The 15073-nt window shown below is 71.2% G+C and carries 14 protein-coding genes; 10 read left to right on the forward strand and 4 right to left on the reverse strand.

Annotation, left to right across the window (positions count from 1 at the left end; all coding sequences use genetic code 11):
• Positions 1–18 precede the first annotated feature (18 nt).
• Positions 19–1254 (reverse strand): CHAD domain-containing protein, encoded by a 1236-nt coding sequence (locus ACFC1X_RS39505; RefSeq protein ID WP_376364182.1) that lies wholly within the window; start codon positions 1252–1254, stop codon positions 19–21.
• Positions 1235–3475, reverse strand: a complete 2241-nt coding sequence (locus tag ACFC1X_RS39510; RefSeq protein ID WP_376364185.1) for an RNA degradosome polyphosphate kinase — start codon at positions 3473–3475, stop codon at positions 1235–1237. Before ACFC1X_RS39510 ends, ACFC1X_RS39505 begins: the two co-directional genes overlap by 20 nt.
• Before the next feature lie 531 nt (positions 3476–4006).
• Between ACFC1X_RS39510 and ACFC1X_RS39515 the strand changes: the two genes are divergently transcribed.
• From ACFC1X_RS39515 to ACFC1X_RS39535, 5 genes are read left to right on the forward strand one after another with little or no spacing between them, the layout of a single operon-like run.
• On the forward strand, positions 4007–4549 hold the full coding sequence (locus ACFC1X_RS39515) for an RNA polymerase sigma factor (protein ID WP_376364188.1): 543 nt from the start codon (positions 4007–4009) through the stop codon (positions 4547–4549).
• Complete coding sequence (locus tag ACFC1X_RS39520) at positions 4546–5403, forward strand: zf-HC2 domain-containing protein (protein ID WP_376364191.1); 858 nt, start codon at positions 4546–4548, stop codon at positions 5401–5403. Before ACFC1X_RS39515 ends, ACFC1X_RS39520 begins: the two co-directional genes overlap by 4 nt.
• A 46-nt stretch (positions 5404–5449) precedes the next feature.
• A complete protein-coding gene (locus ACFC1X_RS39525) occupies positions 5450–6322 on the forward strand; it encodes an ABC transporter ATP-binding protein (protein ID WP_376364194.1) in 873 nt (290 codons plus the stop codon).
• Positions 6319–7836, forward strand: a complete 1518-nt coding sequence (locus ACFC1X_RS39530; RefSeq protein WP_376364197.1) for an ABC transporter permease — start codon at positions 6319–6321, stop codon at positions 7834–7836. The genes ACFC1X_RS39525 and ACFC1X_RS39530 overlap by 4 nt, the downstream gene beginning before the upstream one ends.
• A 2-nt stretch (positions 7837–7838) precedes the next feature.
• On the forward strand, positions 7839–8477 hold the full coding sequence (locus tag ACFC1X_RS39535) for an ABC transporter (RefSeq protein ID WP_376364219.1): 639 nt from the start codon (positions 7839–7841) through the stop codon (positions 8475–8477).
• A gap of 6 nt (positions 8478–8483) precedes the next feature.
• On the opposite strand, the gene mshD is transcribed toward ACFC1X_RS39535, so the two are convergent.
• Positions 8484–9410, reverse strand: a complete 927-nt coding sequence (gene mshD, locus ACFC1X_RS39540) for a mycothiol synthase (protein ID WP_376364200.1) — start codon at positions 9408–9410, stop codon at positions 8484–8486.
• A gap of 183 nt (positions 9411–9593) precedes the next feature.
• On the opposite strand from mshD, the gene ACFC1X_RS39545 reads away from it, so the two are divergent.
• Positions 9594–11414, forward strand: coding sequence for a bifunctional metallophosphatase/5'-nucleotidase (locus ACFC1X_RS39545; RefSeq protein WP_376364202.1), 1821 nt, complete (start codon positions 9594–9596; stop codon positions 11412–11414).
• Positions 11415–11477: 63 nt separating this feature from the next.
• On the opposite strand, the gene ACFC1X_RS39550 is transcribed toward ACFC1X_RS39545, so the two are convergent.
• Entirely contained in the window at positions 11478–11747 is a 270-nt protein-coding gene (locus ACFC1X_RS39550; protein WP_376364205.1) for a hypothetical protein, read from the reverse strand.
• A gap of 236 nt (positions 11748–11983) precedes the next feature.
• Between ACFC1X_RS39550 and ACFC1X_RS39555 the strand changes: the two genes are divergently transcribed.
• The 4 genes from ACFC1X_RS39555 to ACFC1X_RS39570 all read left to right on the forward strand — a co-directional run bounded on the left by ACFC1X_RS39555 (position 11984) and on the right by ACFC1X_RS39570 (position 14968).
• The gene (locus tag ACFC1X_RS39555; protein ID WP_376364222.1) at positions 11984–12712 is read left to right on the forward strand and encodes a DUF5753 domain-containing protein; all 729 of its coding nucleotides are present in this window, start codon (positions 11984–11986) and stop codon (positions 12710–12712) included.
• Positions 12709–12945 carry a DUF397 domain-containing protein gene (locus tag ACFC1X_RS39560; RefSeq protein ID WP_376364208.1) on the forward strand — a complete coding sequence of 79 codons (237 nt, stop codon included), beginning with the start codon at positions 12709–12711 and terminating at the stop codon, positions 12943–12945. The genes ACFC1X_RS39555 and ACFC1X_RS39560 overlap by 4 nt, the downstream gene beginning before the upstream one ends.
• Entirely contained in the window at positions 12942–13802 is an 861-nt protein-coding gene (locus tag ACFC1X_RS39565) for a pentapeptide repeat-containing protein (protein WP_376364211.1), read from the forward strand. The genes ACFC1X_RS39560 and ACFC1X_RS39565 overlap by 4 nt, the downstream gene beginning before the upstream one ends.
• A gap of 359 nt (positions 13803–14161) precedes the next feature.
• Positions 14162–14968: an immunity 49 family protein gene (locus ACFC1X_RS39570; protein WP_376364213.1), complete on the forward strand. Its 807-nt coding sequence runs from the start codon at positions 14162–14164 to the stop codon at positions 14966–14968.
• Positions 14969–15073 lie beyond the last annotated feature (105 nt).

A 15073-nucleotide genomic window follows, 5' to 3' on the forward strand; every position in this document is an offset into this window, starting at 1 on the left:
GGAGCCCTGCGGCAGCTTCTACGGCAGCCTGATGGGTTCCTTGTGCCAGCTGTGCTGGAACGCGTACCTCGCCGCCTCCACCTCATGCCGCTGGTCGGCGTGGAGCACGCCCAGCGCGTACGCCGTCGCCGGTGCGATGCGCGGCGTACGGGCCGCCTGGGCCGCGGCCGCGGCGGCCTCCGAGGCGTCGCGGTGCCGGTCCAGGGCCTCGCCTGCGGCGAGCAGGCGTACGTCCGCGCAGTCGTCGTCGGGCGCGGTGTCCGAGGTGCCCGCGGTGTGTCCGGTGTGTCCGGTGCGTCCGGTGTGCTCGCCGGTCAGCACCTCGAGGGCGTACCGGTGCAGGCGCAGGAGCAGGCGGACCTGGTGCCAGGGGGCGTCCTGGGGATGGGGGGACGGGTCGGGGGAGAGGCCGTGGACCAGCGCCTGGGCGTTGTACGGGCTGCCCGCGGTGACCAGCGGGAGGGCGGCCACGGCGTCGGTCAGGCGGTCCTCGGCCGCGGTGGCCAGGGGGCCGAGGTCGGTGGGGGTGGCGGTCGCGGGGGCGGTGAGGGGGCCGGTGGTCCGCAGGGGGACCTCGCTGGCCAGTAAGGCGACCTTGTCGGCGACTGCGTGGAAACGGCTGCTGCCGAGGGCCTGGAGCGCGGTGGAGTGGGCCCGGGTGCGGGCCAGGGTCAGCTGGCGGTCGAGCAGCGCGCCCGCCTTGGCGGCGCCCACGGTGAGGTTGCCTCGGTCGGGGTGGGCGGTGGGGGGCGTGGTGGGTGGTGGCGCTGTCGCCGTGGTCCTGCCGCTCACCGGGCGTGGGGACGGGAGCGGTGATGAACCCGACAGGCGGTGCAGGGCCTGTAGCAGGCGGTCCAGGCGGGACGCGTACGCGTGTTCCATCGCCAGCGTGCCGGACAGCCAGGCCAGCTCGGGGCGCATGCCCTCCGCCCAGTCGGTGTCCAGGAGGGGCTGGAACGTGTGCAACGTGCCGCTGAGGCGGCGGGCGGCGCGGCGCAGGGCGCGTGCCGTGTCCACGTGGGTCGTGGGCGGGGCGGGGGGCGTCGCCGACCTGGTCGCCGGTGACGCGCCGTTCGGGGACGCGCCCGGCTCGCGGTGCTGGCGCAGGGCGCGGAGGAACTCCGTGGCCTGGGCTCGGAGATAGGACGCCAGGGCGTCGGTGTCCGAGGCCGGGTGCGGGTGCGGGTACGGCTGCGGGTGCGCCGTCGCTTTCGCGGGGGCCCGGTCCGTCGGGTCAAGGTGTCGCTGTGCCACGCCGGCGCCTCCGGGCGTCTATGAGCATCTCCTGGATGTTGCGCAGGGGCTGGCCGTCCGCGTCGGTCGCGTGCCGGGTCCACTCGCCGTCCGGGCCGAGGTGCCAGGAGGCGGTGCCGTCGGACATGCCGGTCTCCAGCAGCCGGTTCAGGGCCGCCCGGTGGGCCGGGTCGGTGACCCGGACCAGGGCCTCTATCCGGCGGTCGAGGTTGCGGTGCATCATGTCGGCGCTGCCGAACCACACCTCCGGCTCGCCGCCGTTGCCGAAGGCGAAGACCCGCGAGTGCTCGAGGAAGCGGCCGAGGACCGAGCGGACGCTGATGTTCTCCGACAGGCCCTCCACGCCCGGGCGCAGCGCGCAGATGCCCCGTACCCACACGTCGACCGGGACGCCGGCCTGGGACGCCCGGTAGCAGGCGTCGACCACGGCCTCGTCGACCATCGAGTTGACCTTGATGCGTATGTACGCGGGGCGGCCGGCGTGGTGATGCTGGATCTCCTTGTGGATCCTCGAGACCAGGCCGTCGCGCAGGGACTTGGGCGCGACCAGGAGACGGCGGTAGGTCTCGCGGCGGGAGTAGCCGGAGAGGCGGTTGAACAGGTCGGAGAGGTCCGCGCCGACCTGCGGGTCCGCGGTGAGCAGGCCGAGGTCCTCGTAGAGGCGGGCCGTCTTCGGGTGGTAGTTGCCGGTGCCCACGTGGCTGTAGCGGCGCAGCGTCTCGCCCTCCTGGCGGACCACCAGGGAGAGCTTGCAGTGGGTCTTCAGGCCGACCAGGCCGTAGACCACGTGGCAGCCGGCCTCCTCCAGCTTGCGGGCCCACTTGATGTTCGCGTGCTCGTCGAAGCGGGCCTTGATCTCGACCAGGACCAGGACCTGCTTGCCCGACTCGGCCGCGTCGATGAGCGCGTCGACTATCGGGGAGTCGCCCGAGGTGCGGTACAGCGTCTGCTTGATCGCCAGGACGTCCGGGTCGGCCGCCGCCTGCTCCAGGAAGGCCTGGACCGAGGTCGAGAAGGAGTCGTACGGGTGGTGCAGGAGTACGTCCCTGCTGCGCAGCGCGGCGAAGATGTCCGGCGCGGAGGCGGACTCCACCTCGGCCAGGTCGCGGTGGGTGCCGGCGACGAACTTCGGGTACTTCAGCTCGGGGCGGTCGAGGCTGTGGATGCGGAAGAGGCCGGTGAGGTCGAGGGGGCCGGGGAGGGGGTAGACCTCCGCCTCGCTGATCTTCAGCTCGCGGACGAGGAGGTCCAGGACCTCGCGGTCCACGCTCTCCTCGACCTCCAGGCGGACGGGCGGGCCGAAGCGGCGCCGCATCAGTTCCTTCTCGAGGGCCTGGAGGAGGTTCTCCGCGTCGTCCTCCTCCACTTCCAGGTCCTCGTTGCGGGTGAGGCGGAAGGCGTGGTGCTCCAGGACCTCCATGCCGGGGAACAGCTCTTCCAGGTGGGCGGCGATGACGTCCTCGATGGGGACGTAGCGGCCGGGGGACGCCTCCAGGAAGCGGGAGAGCAGCGGGGGGACCTTGACGCGGGCGAAGTGGCGGTGGCCCGTGACGGGGTTGCGGACGACGACCGCGAGGTTGAGGGAGAGGCCCGAGATGTACGGGAAGGGGTGGGCGGGGTCGACGGCGAGGGGGGTGAGGACCGGGAAGATCTGGTGCCGGAAGAGGGTGAACAGGCGGGCCTGTTCCTTCTCGGCCAGTTCGCTCCAGCGGACCAGGTGGATGCCCTCCTCGGCGAGGGCCGGGGCGACGTCCTCGTGGAAGCAGGCGGCGTGGCGGGCCATGAGCTCGCGTGAGCGGGCCCAGATCATGTCCAGGACCTCGCGGGGCTGGAGGCCGGAGGCGGAGCGGGTGGCCACGCCGGTCGCGATGCGGCGCTTGAGGCCGGCGACGCGGACCATGAAGAACTCGTCCAGGTTGCTGGCGAAGATCGCGAGGAAGTTGGCACGCTCGAGGAGGGGGGTGGCGGGGTCCTCGGCGAGTTCGAGGACGCGTTCGTTGAACGCGAGCCAGCTGCGTTCGCGGTCCAGGAAGCGGCCCTGCGGGAGCTGGGCGCCGCCGGCCTGGGACTCCTCCGACTCCTCGTACGCGTCGAGGTCGGCGTCGATGTCCGGCTCCAGGTCGGAGACCGTGGCGGCCACGGTGTGCGAGCGGTGCGCGGCGATGGAGCCCACGGAGGGCTGCGTGTGCTGGACCTCTGCCTGGGTGTTCGGCTGCCTCATGAACCCATTCTTCCGCGCCGCGCGCCGGACAGGCGCGTCGGAGGGCACGGAAGGCTCTGGCTCGGTGGGCTTCATTCGGTGAGGGTCGCAAGGCTGTCTGAATCGATGGTTACGGGGACATGACGTGTGGGATAGCGGGGGGCCTCTGGGCGGGATGCCTGCGGCGGCCTGTGGCGGGTTGGGTGGGGGTGCGCGTAGCGCTTCGGGTTCGGTGGTGGGTCGGGGTCGCGCCGGGGGGTGTCCGTCCTCGGAACGGCGCGGAATCGGTCGGCCACAGAAGTGCTGTGTGTTGACGCGCCAACCGCTGCGGGCGGACACCCCCCGACACGACCCCTTCGCGCCGTACGCGGCTCTCCCCCTCTTAGCTGCGGGCAGTCGTGCCGCTGGGGCGGCACGGGTGGGCGCAGCGGCACCCGGCAAGCGCCGGCCCGCGACACCCACCCCCGGCCAGCGTCCACGCCGGTGTACCCCGCACTAAAGGCTCCCTGCGATCGTGTGAACCGATGCGTATGGCTCGTGCGATGAGGAGATGTGAGCGAAACGAGAAGCGACGGGGAGCTGTTGCGGGCCGTCGCGGGGGATGGTGACCGGCGGGCCTTCGAGGAGCTGTACCGCCGGTACGCCCCCTGGCTGACCGCCCGCATGCGCAGCCGCTGCGCCGACGCGGGCGTCGTCGACGACGTCGTCCAGGAGACGTTTCTCGCGGTGTGGCGCGGCAGCGCGCGGTACCGGGAGGACGGGGACGTCGCGGGGTGGCTGTGGCGCATCGGGTCGCGGCGGCTCATCGACGTGCTGCGCGGCGATGGTGCGCGCGGCCGGCTCCGGCAGGCGCTGGCGCGGTTGCGGCACCGGGACGAGGTCTCGGCGGAGGAGCGGGTGCTCGCCGGGGTCGAGCACGGCGACCTCGCCGGCGCGCTCGTACGGCTGTCGCCGGAGCTGCGCGCGGTGCTTCAGGCCACCGTCATCGACGGGCTGACCACCCGCGAGGCGGCCGTCCTGCTCGGCATTCCGCCGGGCACGGTCAAGACGCGGGCCATGCGTGCCCGCCGGCAGCTGCGGGAGGCGCTGGCATGAGTGACGAGGACAGCCGCCGGCAGGGGTGGCATGTGGATGAGGGGGATCTTCGGGCCTACGCCCGGGGAGAGCTGGCGGCGCCCCTGCTGTGGTCCGCCGACGCCCATCTGAGCGCCTGCGCCATGTGCCGGGGCGTGCTCGCCGAGGTGAGTGACGCCGCTGCCGTGGACCTGGGGTGGGAGCGGCTCGACGCCGAGCTGGACGCGCCCCGGCCGGGGTGGTTCGAGGGGCTGCTGGTGCGGTGCGGCGTCGGTGACGGCACCGCGCGGCTGCTCGCGGCCACGCCCGTACTGCGCCGGTCCTGGCTCGGTGCCGTCACCGCCGTACTGGTCACGACCTTCTTCGTCGCCTTCTCGGCCGGTGCCGCCGAGCGGCCCACCCTCTTCCTCGCCCTCGCCCCGCTGCTGCCGCTGGCCGGCGTGGCCCTCGCCTACGGGCCCGTCATGGACCCGACGTACGAGATGGCCGTCGTCTCGCCCATGCACGGCTTCCGGCTGCTGATGATCCGTACGGTCGCCGTGCTCGTCGTGGCCCTCGGGGTGAACGGGCTGGCCTCCCTTGCCATGCCCGGGTACGGGCTGACCGCGCTGGCCTGGCTGCTGCCCGGGCTCGCGCTCACCACGGCCGGGCTCGCGCTGACGCCCCGGCTGGGTCCGGTGGCGGGTCCGGCGGCGGTGGCCGGGGCCTGGGTGGTGCTGCTGGTCGTGGCCAGTGCGGGGCGGGGCGAGGACGTTCCGCTCGCGCCGTTCACCGCGGCCGGGCAGGGCGTGTCCGCGGGGCTCGCGCTGCTGGGTGCCGGGCTTCTGTTCGTCTTCCGGGACCGGTTCGACGTGCTCGGGCGGGGGGCCGTGTGAGGTCGGCGGTTGGTTCTTGGATCTTTCTTCTGTACGGGAGTGGCGTATGACCCCCACTGTTTCCGCGTCCGGGCTCAGCCTTCGCTACGGGCGCACCCGGGCCCTCGACGACGTGTCGCTGCGGCTCACCCCGGGCGTCACCGGGCTGCTCGGGCCCAACGGGGCCGGGAAGACCACCCTGTTGCGCGTACTCGCCACCGCCGTGCCCGCCGACCGCGGGGCCTTCACCGTGCTCGGGCACGACCCGGGGACCTCGCGCGGGCGGCAGGAGGTGCGGCGGCGGCTCGGGTATCTGCCGCAGACGCCCGGCTTCCACCAGGACTTCACCGCCTTCGAGTTCGTCGACTACGTCGCCATCCTGAAGGAGCTGGCTGGGCGGCGGGAACGCCATCGCGAGGTGCGGCGGGTGCTGGAGGACGTCGGTCTCGGGGACGTACGCGGACGGAAGATCAAGAAGTTGTCCGGCGGGATGCGGCAGCGGGTCGCCCTGGCCGCCGCCCTGGTGGGTGATCCGGGGTTCCTGGTGCTGGACGAGCCGACCGTGGGGCTCGATCCCGAGCAGCGGATGCGGTTCCGGGAGCTGATCGCCGGGGCGGGCGAGGGGCGGACCGTGCTGCTGTCCACCCACCAGACCGAGGACGTGGCGATGCTCTGCCACCGGGTCGTCGTGATGGCCGAGGGAGTGGTGCGGTTCGACGGGACGCCGGCCGAGCTGACCGCCCGTGCCGGGGGGCGGGTCTGGAGCAGTGCGGAGCGGGATCCGGGGGCGAGGGCCGGGTGGCGTACCGGGACCGGTGCGTTCCGGAACGTCGGGGATCCGCCTGCGGGGGCGGAGCCGGCCGAACCCACCCTGGAGGACGGCTATCTCCTCGTCCTCGACGGTGACGGCAACGGCAACGGTGCGGGGGTGGCCGCGTGAGTGCCGTGGTTGCCGACGCGCCGGTAAGTGAGGGGACTGGGGTGCGGGGCTCCTCGGACCGGGCTGTGCTCGCGCTGGCGTGGTTCGAGGCGCGGCGGCTGTTGACGAGTGCTCCCGTGGTCGTCGCCTTCGTGGCGTATCTCGCCTGGATCGTCTGGCGTACGCCCGACTCCTGGGACGGGTATCCCGCCCTCCAGGACGCCGACCGGAGCACGCAGACGATGCCGATGCTCGTCGGGCTGGCCGTCCTGGTGTGCGCCAACTTCGCCGTGCTGCGCTCCGGACGGCACGGTACCGAGCACCACTTCGGGGTGCTGGTGCTGCCGCCCTGGCGCCGTACGGCGGCCCACGCGCTGTCCGTCGTACCGGCCGCCCTGCTCACCGCGGTGTGCGTGGGCGGGCAGTTCACCTGGGAGGCGCTCAAGCCGGGCGCGGTCGGGCACGGTTCGCCGGCCGAGCTGGCCGCCGGTCCGCTGGTGGTGCTGGTGTTCGGGATGTTCGGGGTGCTGCTGGCCCGGGTGGTCCGGTCGGCGCTCGCGGGGCCGCTGGTCGTGGTGCTGCTGCTGTACACGTTCGTCCTCGGTACGGGAGGCGACGACGCGGACGGCATGTCCTGGCTGGCGCCGGTCGTCGTGCAGAACGGTGCCCACGCCCTGCCCTCCGAGCTGCTGGGGCGGCCCGCCGCCTGGCACGCCCTCTACCTGGCGGGCGCGGCCCTGTGCCTGGCCCTCCTCGCGGTGCTCCTCGCCGGCGGGCGGAGCGTCGTCGTCCGGGCGGGCGTCGTCCTGGGGCTGGTCGTGGCGGTGACCGGGGGCGTCCTGCAGGCCCGGGGGGTCGAGCCGTCGCCGGAGCTGACCGCGGCCCGTGAGCGTGCCGTGTCGGACCCGGGACTGAGGTGCGTCGAGCGCGGCCGGTCGACGTACTGCGCCTTCCCCGAGTGGACGCCCCGCGTCGGCACCTGGGCCGGGGTCGTGGACCGGGTCCAGGCGCTGGCCGGGGGCTCCGCGCACGAACGGCGGCTCGACGTACGGCAGCGGGTCGTCCCCACGTACGGGATGGTCGGTGACGCCGCGATCCCTCCGCAGACCCGCGCCGGACAGGTGACGGTGGGTACCGCCTGGGGCGGCAACCGGGTGCCCGAGTTCTCCAGCGCCGTCGCCGCCGTCCTGGTCGCGGGCAGCGAGAAGGCGGGGAGCGAGGTCTGCGACGGACGGATGGTCACCCTCATGTGGCTCTCCTTGAGCTGGCAGGACGACCCGATGAACGCCCTGAGCCGGGTCCGGGTGGACGACAGTGTGCGCGGGCCCGCGATCGTGCTGTCGCCCACCGAGCCGCTCTCCATGACGGCGGGCCAGACGGACGTCGTACGGCGGCTGCTGGAGAAGCCGCCCGCCGGGCTCGGCGAGCGGGTGAAGGCGCACTGGTCCGAGCTGACCGCACCGGGCGTCACGACCGCTCGCGCCGCCGAACTGCTCGGTGTGGCCGGGCCGGAGAAGGCGGACTCGTGCGAGTAGCGATGACGACGGCGGATCTCGTGGGCGCGGTGTGGCGCACACTGCCGTGGCGGGTACTGGCGGCGGCGGGGGCGCTCGGGCTGCTGATCGCCGCCACGCCGGTCGTCACCGGTGCCGAGCCCGGTCCCTGGGAGACGCTGGTGCTGCTGCGGGGCGTCGCCCTGACCGGCGCCCTCGGGCTGGCCTTCCTGCTGGACGACCCGGCCCGGCACCTCACCGCTCCCGTCCCCATCCGGCGGCCCGTCCGGCAGGCGCTGCGGGTGGCACTGGTCGCACCGCTCGCCGCCCTGTGGTGGACGGCCGCGCTGCTGCTCACCCCGGCGGCGTCCCGGCCCCCGGCCGGTGACATCACCCTGGAAGCGGCGGTGGCGGCCCTGCTGGCGCTCGCCGGTGCCGCCGCGGCGGTACGGCTGACGGACGAGGCCCGCCCGGGTCCGCTCGTCGCGGCGGCCCTGCTCCTCGCGGCCGTCCTCGCGCCGCTGTCGCTGCCGGAGGGCTGGGCGCTGTTCGTGACGCCCGACGATCCCCGGTGGCCGGCCGGGCACGACCGATGGGCGGTGCTGCTGGCGGCGGTGGCCGTGGCGGGGGCGTGGTGCGGGCCGGAGCCGCTGGGGCGGCGGCGGGTGCGCCGGGCCGTGTGAGGGGGCTCAGGACTCCGTGCGGTACATCAGGTCCGTCTCGTGGGTGACGAAACCCAGGCGCTCGTAGACGGACACGGCGGCCTTGTTGTCCGCGTCCACGTACAGCATCGCCGTGGGCAGTCCCTGCCCCGCCAGGTGCCGCAGGCCGATGGTGGTCAGGGCCTTGCCCAGGCCGCCGCCCTGGATGTCGGGGCGGATGCCCAGGACGTACACCTCGCCCAGGCGCTCCTCCGCGTGCACCTTGGTCCAGTGGAAGCCGATCAGCTCGCCCGCCCGCTCGGCCAGGAAGAAGCCGGCCGGGTCGAACCACTCCTCGGCCTCGCGGTCGTCGAGGTCCCGCTGGGTGAGGGAGCCCTGCTCGGGGTGGTGGGCGAAGGCGGCGGCGTTCACCGCGAGCCAGGCCGCGTCGTCCTGCCCGGGTACGAAGGCGCGGACGGTGACGCCCTCGGGCAGCCGCGGGTCCGGCAGGTCGAGGCCGGCCAAGGGCCGCCGCATCTGCCGCAGTTCCCGGAACAACGTCAGGCCGAGCACCTGCGCGAGGTGCCGGGCGGCGGAGTGGCCGCCGTGCGCCCAGACCCGCAGCCGCTTGCCGGAGGCGGCGAGCAGCGCGGCGCCCAGGGCGCGTCCGTGCCCCTGGCCCCGGTGCGAGGGGTGGACGACCAGTTCGGCGGCCGGCGGCTCGATCGGGTCGGTGCCCTCCAGTTGGGCGTAGCCGACGAGTTCGCCGTCGACGGTGAGCAGCAGGTGCGCGATGCCCTCCCGCGCGGGGCCGCGCAGCTGCAGCCGGCCCTGCTCGGACACGGCGTGCTGCCCGTCGTTGCGAGCCGCCTCGGTGAGCAGGGCGAGGACCGCGCCGGTCTGCTCCGGGGTCAGTTCGGCGAGGGTCTCGATCGAGCGGGGGCGGCCGGGCCGCACGGTGTCGTCGCTGGTCATGCGTACGAGGGTAAGGGGCGGGTGGGGCAAAGCGGCGGCAGTCGCGGGAGCGGGTGGCGGGCGGGAAGGTAAACCAGGATGTAACCCGGAAACCCCTGTCGCGCTACGCGCGTTGACTCTAGGCTGCCGCTCCGACGAGCCGTCCCTCAGCGGCTCGCGCCACGCACACCCACAGGGGGGCGCATGCCAGCCACAGCACAGCCGCACCAGTCGCGCCGCAGACGCCGCACGGGCCGTCTCCTCGCCGCCGCCACGGTCGTCACCGCCGGGGCGCTCGCCGCCGCGGCCCTGCCGGCGTCGGCGAACGCGGACGCGGACGCGAGCCGGCACGGACACGGGCACGGCCACGGGCGCTACCAGGACGTCCAGCTGCTCTCCTTCAACGACCTGCACGGCAACCTGGAGCCGCCCGCCGGTTCCTCCGGCCGGGTCACCGAGGTCCAGCCGGACGGCACGACGAAGACGGTCGACGCGGGCGGCGTGGAGTACCTCGCCACCCATCTGCGCGAGGCCCGCAAGGGCAACCGCTACTCCGTCACCGCGGCCGGCGGCGACATGGTCGGCGCGTCCCCGCTGCTGTCCGGTCTCTTCCACGACGAGCCGACCATCGAGGCGCTGAACAAGCTCGACCTGGACGTGACGTCGGTCGGCAACCACGAGTTCGACGAGGGCGCGAAGGAACTGGCCCGCCTCCAGAAGGGCGGCTGCCACCCCACCGAGGGCTGCTACACGGACAAGAAGTTCAAGGGCGCCGACTTCCCGTACCTGGCCGCGAACGTCCTGGACGAGAAGACGCGGAAGCCCATCCTCGAGCCGTACTGGGTGTGGCAGAAGAAGGGCGTCAAGGTCGGCTTCATCGGCGTGACCCTGGAGGGCACCCCGGACATCGTCTCGGCAGAGGGCGTGAAGGGCCTCTCCTTCAAGGACGAGGCCGAGACGATCAACAAGTACGCCAAGGTGCTCCAGCGCCAGGGAGTGAAGTCGATCGTCGCCCTCATCCACGAGGGCGGCTTCCCGGCGTCGACCTCCTACAACTACGACTGCGACGCCCCGGGCGCCGGCGACGGCGTCTCCGGCCCGATCGTCGACATCGCGAAGAACATCACGCCGAAGGTCGACGCGCTGGTCACCGGGCACACGCACAGCGCGTACGTCTGCACGATCCCGGACCCGGCGGGCAACCCCCGCATGGTCACCTCGGCCGCGTCCTTCGGCCGCCTCTACACGGACACCACGCTGACCTACGACCGGCGCACGGGCGACATCGCGCGTACGTCGGTGAAGTCGGCGAACCACGTGGTGACGCGGGACGTCCCGAAGGCGCCCGACATGACCCGGCTGATCGACAAGTGGGGCACGCTGGCCGCCCCGATCGGCAACCGCCCCGTCGGCCACATCTCCGCCGACATCTCCCGCGACGGCACCGAGTCCCCGCTGGGCGACCTGATCGCCGACGCGCAGCTCGCGTACGGGAGGACCCAGGACCCGGAGACCGACCTGGCCCTGATGAACCCGGGCGGCATCCGGGCGCCGCTGACCTACGCGGCCTCGGGCACCGAGGGCGACGGCGTGGTCACCTACGCTGAGGGCTTCACCGTCCAGCCCTTCGCCAACACGGTGAACCTCAAGGACTACACGGGCGCCCAGCTGATCCAGGTCCTCAAGGAGCAGGTCAGCGGCCCGAACGAGGCGGCCCCGAAGATCCTCCAGGTCTCGTCCGGCCTCACCTACACCCTGGACCTGACGAAGTCCGGCGCGGACCGGGTGGTGACGGACTCGATCCGCCTGAACGGCGCCCCCCTCGACCCGGCGGCCACCTACCGCGTCGCCTCCAACAGCTTCCTCGCGGGCGGCGGCGACGGCTTCCCCACCCTGAACGAGGGCGCGAACGAACTGGTCGGCGGCGACGACCTGGCCGCGCTGGAGCAGTACTTGACGGCCAACTCGTCGGCGACCGACCCGCTCGCCCCGCCGTCGGCGGACCGGATCACGGTCGTGCGGTAGCCGACAGCCAGGGGTTCTTTCCGAGGCCCGGTCCGCGCACACCTGGTGTGCGCGGACCGGGCCTCATCCTTCCCGGCTGACCCCGATCCGCAGCACGTCTTCCAGGGTCTCCGCCGACCTGGCCGGCGCGAACCGCACGGCCCGCTCCCCGGCCCGCGCGTCGCCGAGCACGGCCCTGGCCCCGGCGAGGACCTGCTCCCCGGAGTCCAGCTGAGCCTCCTCGATGTCGTCCGCGAGCCGCGACAGGAGGCTGCCGCGGTCGTCGGTACTGAGATAGCAGGGCTTGCCTTCGGGGGTGGTCCAGGGGAGGAGGCGGAGTGGGGGTGGGGTCATGGGGATGTCCCTTCGTGGCCTCGAACAGGGGTGATTACGTTTGGTGTCTCGATCGTCACTGCTTGGTCGTACTCTGCGAAAGGGGTCTGGTGTTGTCCGGGCTCCGGGGCAACAGGGAGGGCGTACGTGGCCGAACGGGTTGACGGACATGGTGAGTCAGGGCGCGCGGTGCTGGGCCGGACACTGCGATTCCTGCGGGAGAAGGGCGGGAGAAGGAGGGCAAGTCTCTGGGGCAGCTGGCTGACGAGTCCGGTTACGACAAGAGCTACTTGAGCCGGCTGGAGTCGGGGGAGCGACTGTCCAAGGTGACGGTCATGGAAGACCTCGACGTCTACTACGGGGCCGCTGATCTGCTGGTCAGCCTGTGGAAGGTGACTCGGATCGACGCCTTCAAGGACAAGTACAGGGAGTTCATGCGTCTGGAGTCGACCGCGCGGATCATGTACAAGTACACGCCAAACGTCCGGGGCCTGATGCAGACCGAGGACTTCGCCAGAGAGGTGTTGTCCGGGCCTCAGACAACGGAGCAGGACCATGAAGCAGTTGAGGAGCAGGTCGCCGCCCGCTTGGGACGGCAACTTCTCCTGAGCAAGCGGCCGGCACCGAGTGTCCGCTTCGTTATGGACGAACTCGCTCTCCGTCGCCCGTCAGCCGAACCGGCAACTTGGGAGTACCAGTTGACGCACATCGAGGCGGTCGCGCGATGGCCCAACGTCGTCGTACAGGTGCTGCCCTTCGCGGCCGGAATCCACGACTTGATGGGCAAGGGTTCACTGACCTTGCTGTGGCAGGCAGATGGCAGTTCGGTCGCCTACACGGAAGGTGACAGCGACGGCCTGCTGATGGACGATCCGGGAGACGTTCTGCACCACCGTTTGTCCTACGATCGGCTGCGGGATCTGGCGCTGTCGCCGGCGGACTCGCTGACGTTCATCAGGGACGTACTGGAGGAACACCGATCATGAAGCACACCCCCGACCTCAGCACCGCCGCCTGGCGCAAGTCGAGCTACAGCGACGGGGGAGACAACAACTGTGTCGAGGTGGCCGACGGTTGCCCCGGCCTCGTGCCAGTGCGTGACAGCAAGGCGCCGGACGGTCGGGTGCTGGTGTTCGGTATGAGCCCGTGGAGGTCCTTCTTGGCGGGGATCAAACAAGGTGGCCGACACCCGCAAGACGGACTGAGGTTCGTGGGGTGAAACGAGTCGTCCCAATGATGCCGCCGAGCGCGGAGGCCGCCGCCGTTCTACAGGAGTGGGTCGAACGAGGGGACTCGCTTCTGGACGTCTCTGCACTTGACCTCTCCCAGGCGGATCTGTCAGGTGTGGACCTCGCGATGGGACTTCTTTGCGGGACCGTCCTCCGGAATGCCAAGCTCGTCGGCACCGATCTCTATCGGGCCCATCTGGAGGGCGCGGTGCTCGATCAGGCCGATCTCTCCAGCGCGTCGCTGGTGAAGGCCGAACTGGACGAAACCTCCCTGCGCAGCGCCGTCCTGGACGGAGCAAACCTGGGAAGCGCCAGCCTGTACGAAGTCGATGCCCGGTCCGCTCGCTTCACGTCAGCGAGACTCAATGGCGCTTCCTTGATCGACGTCAGGCTGGAGGGCGCCAATCTGTCCCGTGCGTCGGTGAGCGAGACGTCCTTGAAGGCAGTGATCGACGAGCACACCGTCGTCACTGGGCTCTCCGGGACGCTCATCGGCCCTGCGGTCATCGACCAGGCAGGCGTGCGGCGCGAAATCGACGGACTTGACCTCGAACGATGGCTGAACAGCCGCGGTGCGGACGTACGTGTGCTCACTCCATGCGTTGGCGGCATCACGTACTACGCCAAGTTCAGTGAAGGCTACTCACTCAGTAATCCTCAGGGCGTCGTTAGGCGGCGCAGAGTGAATGGCGTCGCGTATGACGAAGCCTTCACCAGGAACCTGCGCTGGGAACCGACCGAAAGCCTGCGGCTTCACGCGCTGGGACACAACGAGGTCGACCACGTGAGGATCAGCGAAAGGAAAGCGCTCGCATTCGTAGAAGCGGTCACGACGGAGAGCAGGTAGCCGGCCAGGGGTCGCAGGACGGTCGGGGGCCGGACACCGCGGTGTCAGTGCCGGCTGCCAGGATGATGCTCATAGCGATCAAGGATGCAGCCTGGCAGGACGTGATGAGCGGAGCATCGAGCAGTGAGGTGCCTAATCGACCGGGCGGATTCGGAACGTGCCCTGTCGGATGAACTTAATCGTGCGCTTGGTGAGGGCAGAATGGACTGTGCCCTTGTCAAATCCAAGGCCAACGGTGCTCGCTACGCTGGTTACGAGATGAAGCAATTCGACGTAGCGGAATGAGGCAGCTGTCCATGCCGACGAGGGTTCATCGGCCTCCGCTGGAAGGCGGCCACCCTGATCCGGAGAGGCTCCGTGTGGTGCGTAACGAGCGAATCCTCAAGGATGTCGAAAGGCTGGAGGAGTACCCCGCGGGCTTCGGTTTGACCTTTAGCAGTGCACTGAGCACCGCCAAGGTCCAGTGTCTCGACGACCCTACTGCCGCCAGGCTCGAGACATGGGAGTCCTGGGTGATGGCCATGCAGACCGGGTCGGCTCTCTTCGCCTCGGCGACCGCTCCCGAGCGCTCTACCGTTCAATGCATGATCGGCCACAGGATGCGTACCATCCCGGCCGTGGGAATCAGCCACTTCGTGGACGCCGGAACCTGGCTGGAGGCCTTCTGGCTCGCGACGATCTGTCGTGACCAGGACCGGATGACCCAACTCTGTCACGTGCCGATTGAGGCCTTGCGTGCATCGGGTGCGGTGTTCGAAGAGTACATCTATCACTGGGTCGATGCTCTCCAGACATATTGGCTGGAGCGCCCTGGACTGGGCGAGAAGCCGACGGCTGCGTTTGACGGGACAGACCCGGACAGGCTGCGGTTCATCGACCGAGAGATGATGCTGAAGGTCCTGTACCCGCCGATCAACCTCTTCTCCCGTTTCATCAGCCAGGACCCGGTCAAGTTCAATGTGGCTCTTGCTCAGGCGACCCAACTCCACAAGGAGTACTGGACAGGGGATCCGGAGCGCGAAGAGGCGGGAGGCGGTGATGTCGCTCTCGCTCCCCTCGCCATTGCCTGCCTGGCCTACGATGCCGGACGTCCAATCGACGTCGAGTCGGAGTACCTCCCGCAGCACTTGCTGGAGCGCAGTTGGCTGGGCGAGTTCCCGACGTGACCGCCCACGACTAGCCTCGAAGTTTCGTGACGGGCCGCCGACGTAGTCGGTGGCCTGTTTCCGTGCCGTGAGTTGAGTCCGTGCAGGCGGAGGGCCCGAGTGTCG

It is taken from the genome of Streptomyces sp. NPDC056128 (assembly GCF_042263835.1).
Classification (GTDB): Bacteria; Actinomycetota; Actinomycetes; order Streptomycetales; family Streptomycetaceae; genus Streptomyces.

What these genes read in the sequence shown, in the direction of transcription:
- ACFC1X_RS39520 (WP_376364191.1), top strand. Translation starts at nt 4,546, where the DNA reads ATGAGTGACGAGGACAGCCGCCGGCAGGGGTGGCATGTGGATGAGGGG.
- ACFC1X_RS39560 (WP_376364208.1), top strand. Translation starts at nt 12,709, where the DNA reads ATGAAGCACACCCCCGACCTCAGCACCGCCGCCTGGCGCAAGTCGAGC.
- ACFC1X_RS39545 (WP_376364202.1), top strand. Translation starts at nt 9,594, where the DNA reads ATGCCAGCCACAGCACAGCCGCACCAGTCGCGCCGCAGACGCCGCACG.
- ACFC1X_RS39510 (WP_376364185.1), bottom strand. Translation starts at nt 3,475, where the DNA reads ATGAGGCAGCCGAACACCCAGGCAGAGGTCCAGCACACGCAGCCCTCC.
- ACFC1X_RS39535 (WP_376364219.1), top strand. Translation starts at nt 7,839, where the DNA reads ATGACGACGGCGGATCTCGTGGGCGCGGTGTGGCGCACACTGCCGTGG.
- ACFC1X_RS39525 (WP_376364194.1), top strand. Translation starts at nt 5,450, where the DNA reads ATGACCCCCACTGTTTCCGCGTCCGGGCTCAGCCTTCGCTACGGGCGC.
- mshD (WP_376364200.1), bottom strand. Translation starts at nt 9,410, where the DNA reads ATGACCAGCGACGACACCGTGCGGCCCGGCCGCCCCCGCTCGATCGAG.
- ACFC1X_RS39550 (WP_376364205.1), bottom strand. Translation starts at nt 11,747, where the DNA reads ATGACCCCACCCCCACTCCGCCTCCTCCCCTGGACCACCCCCGAAGGC.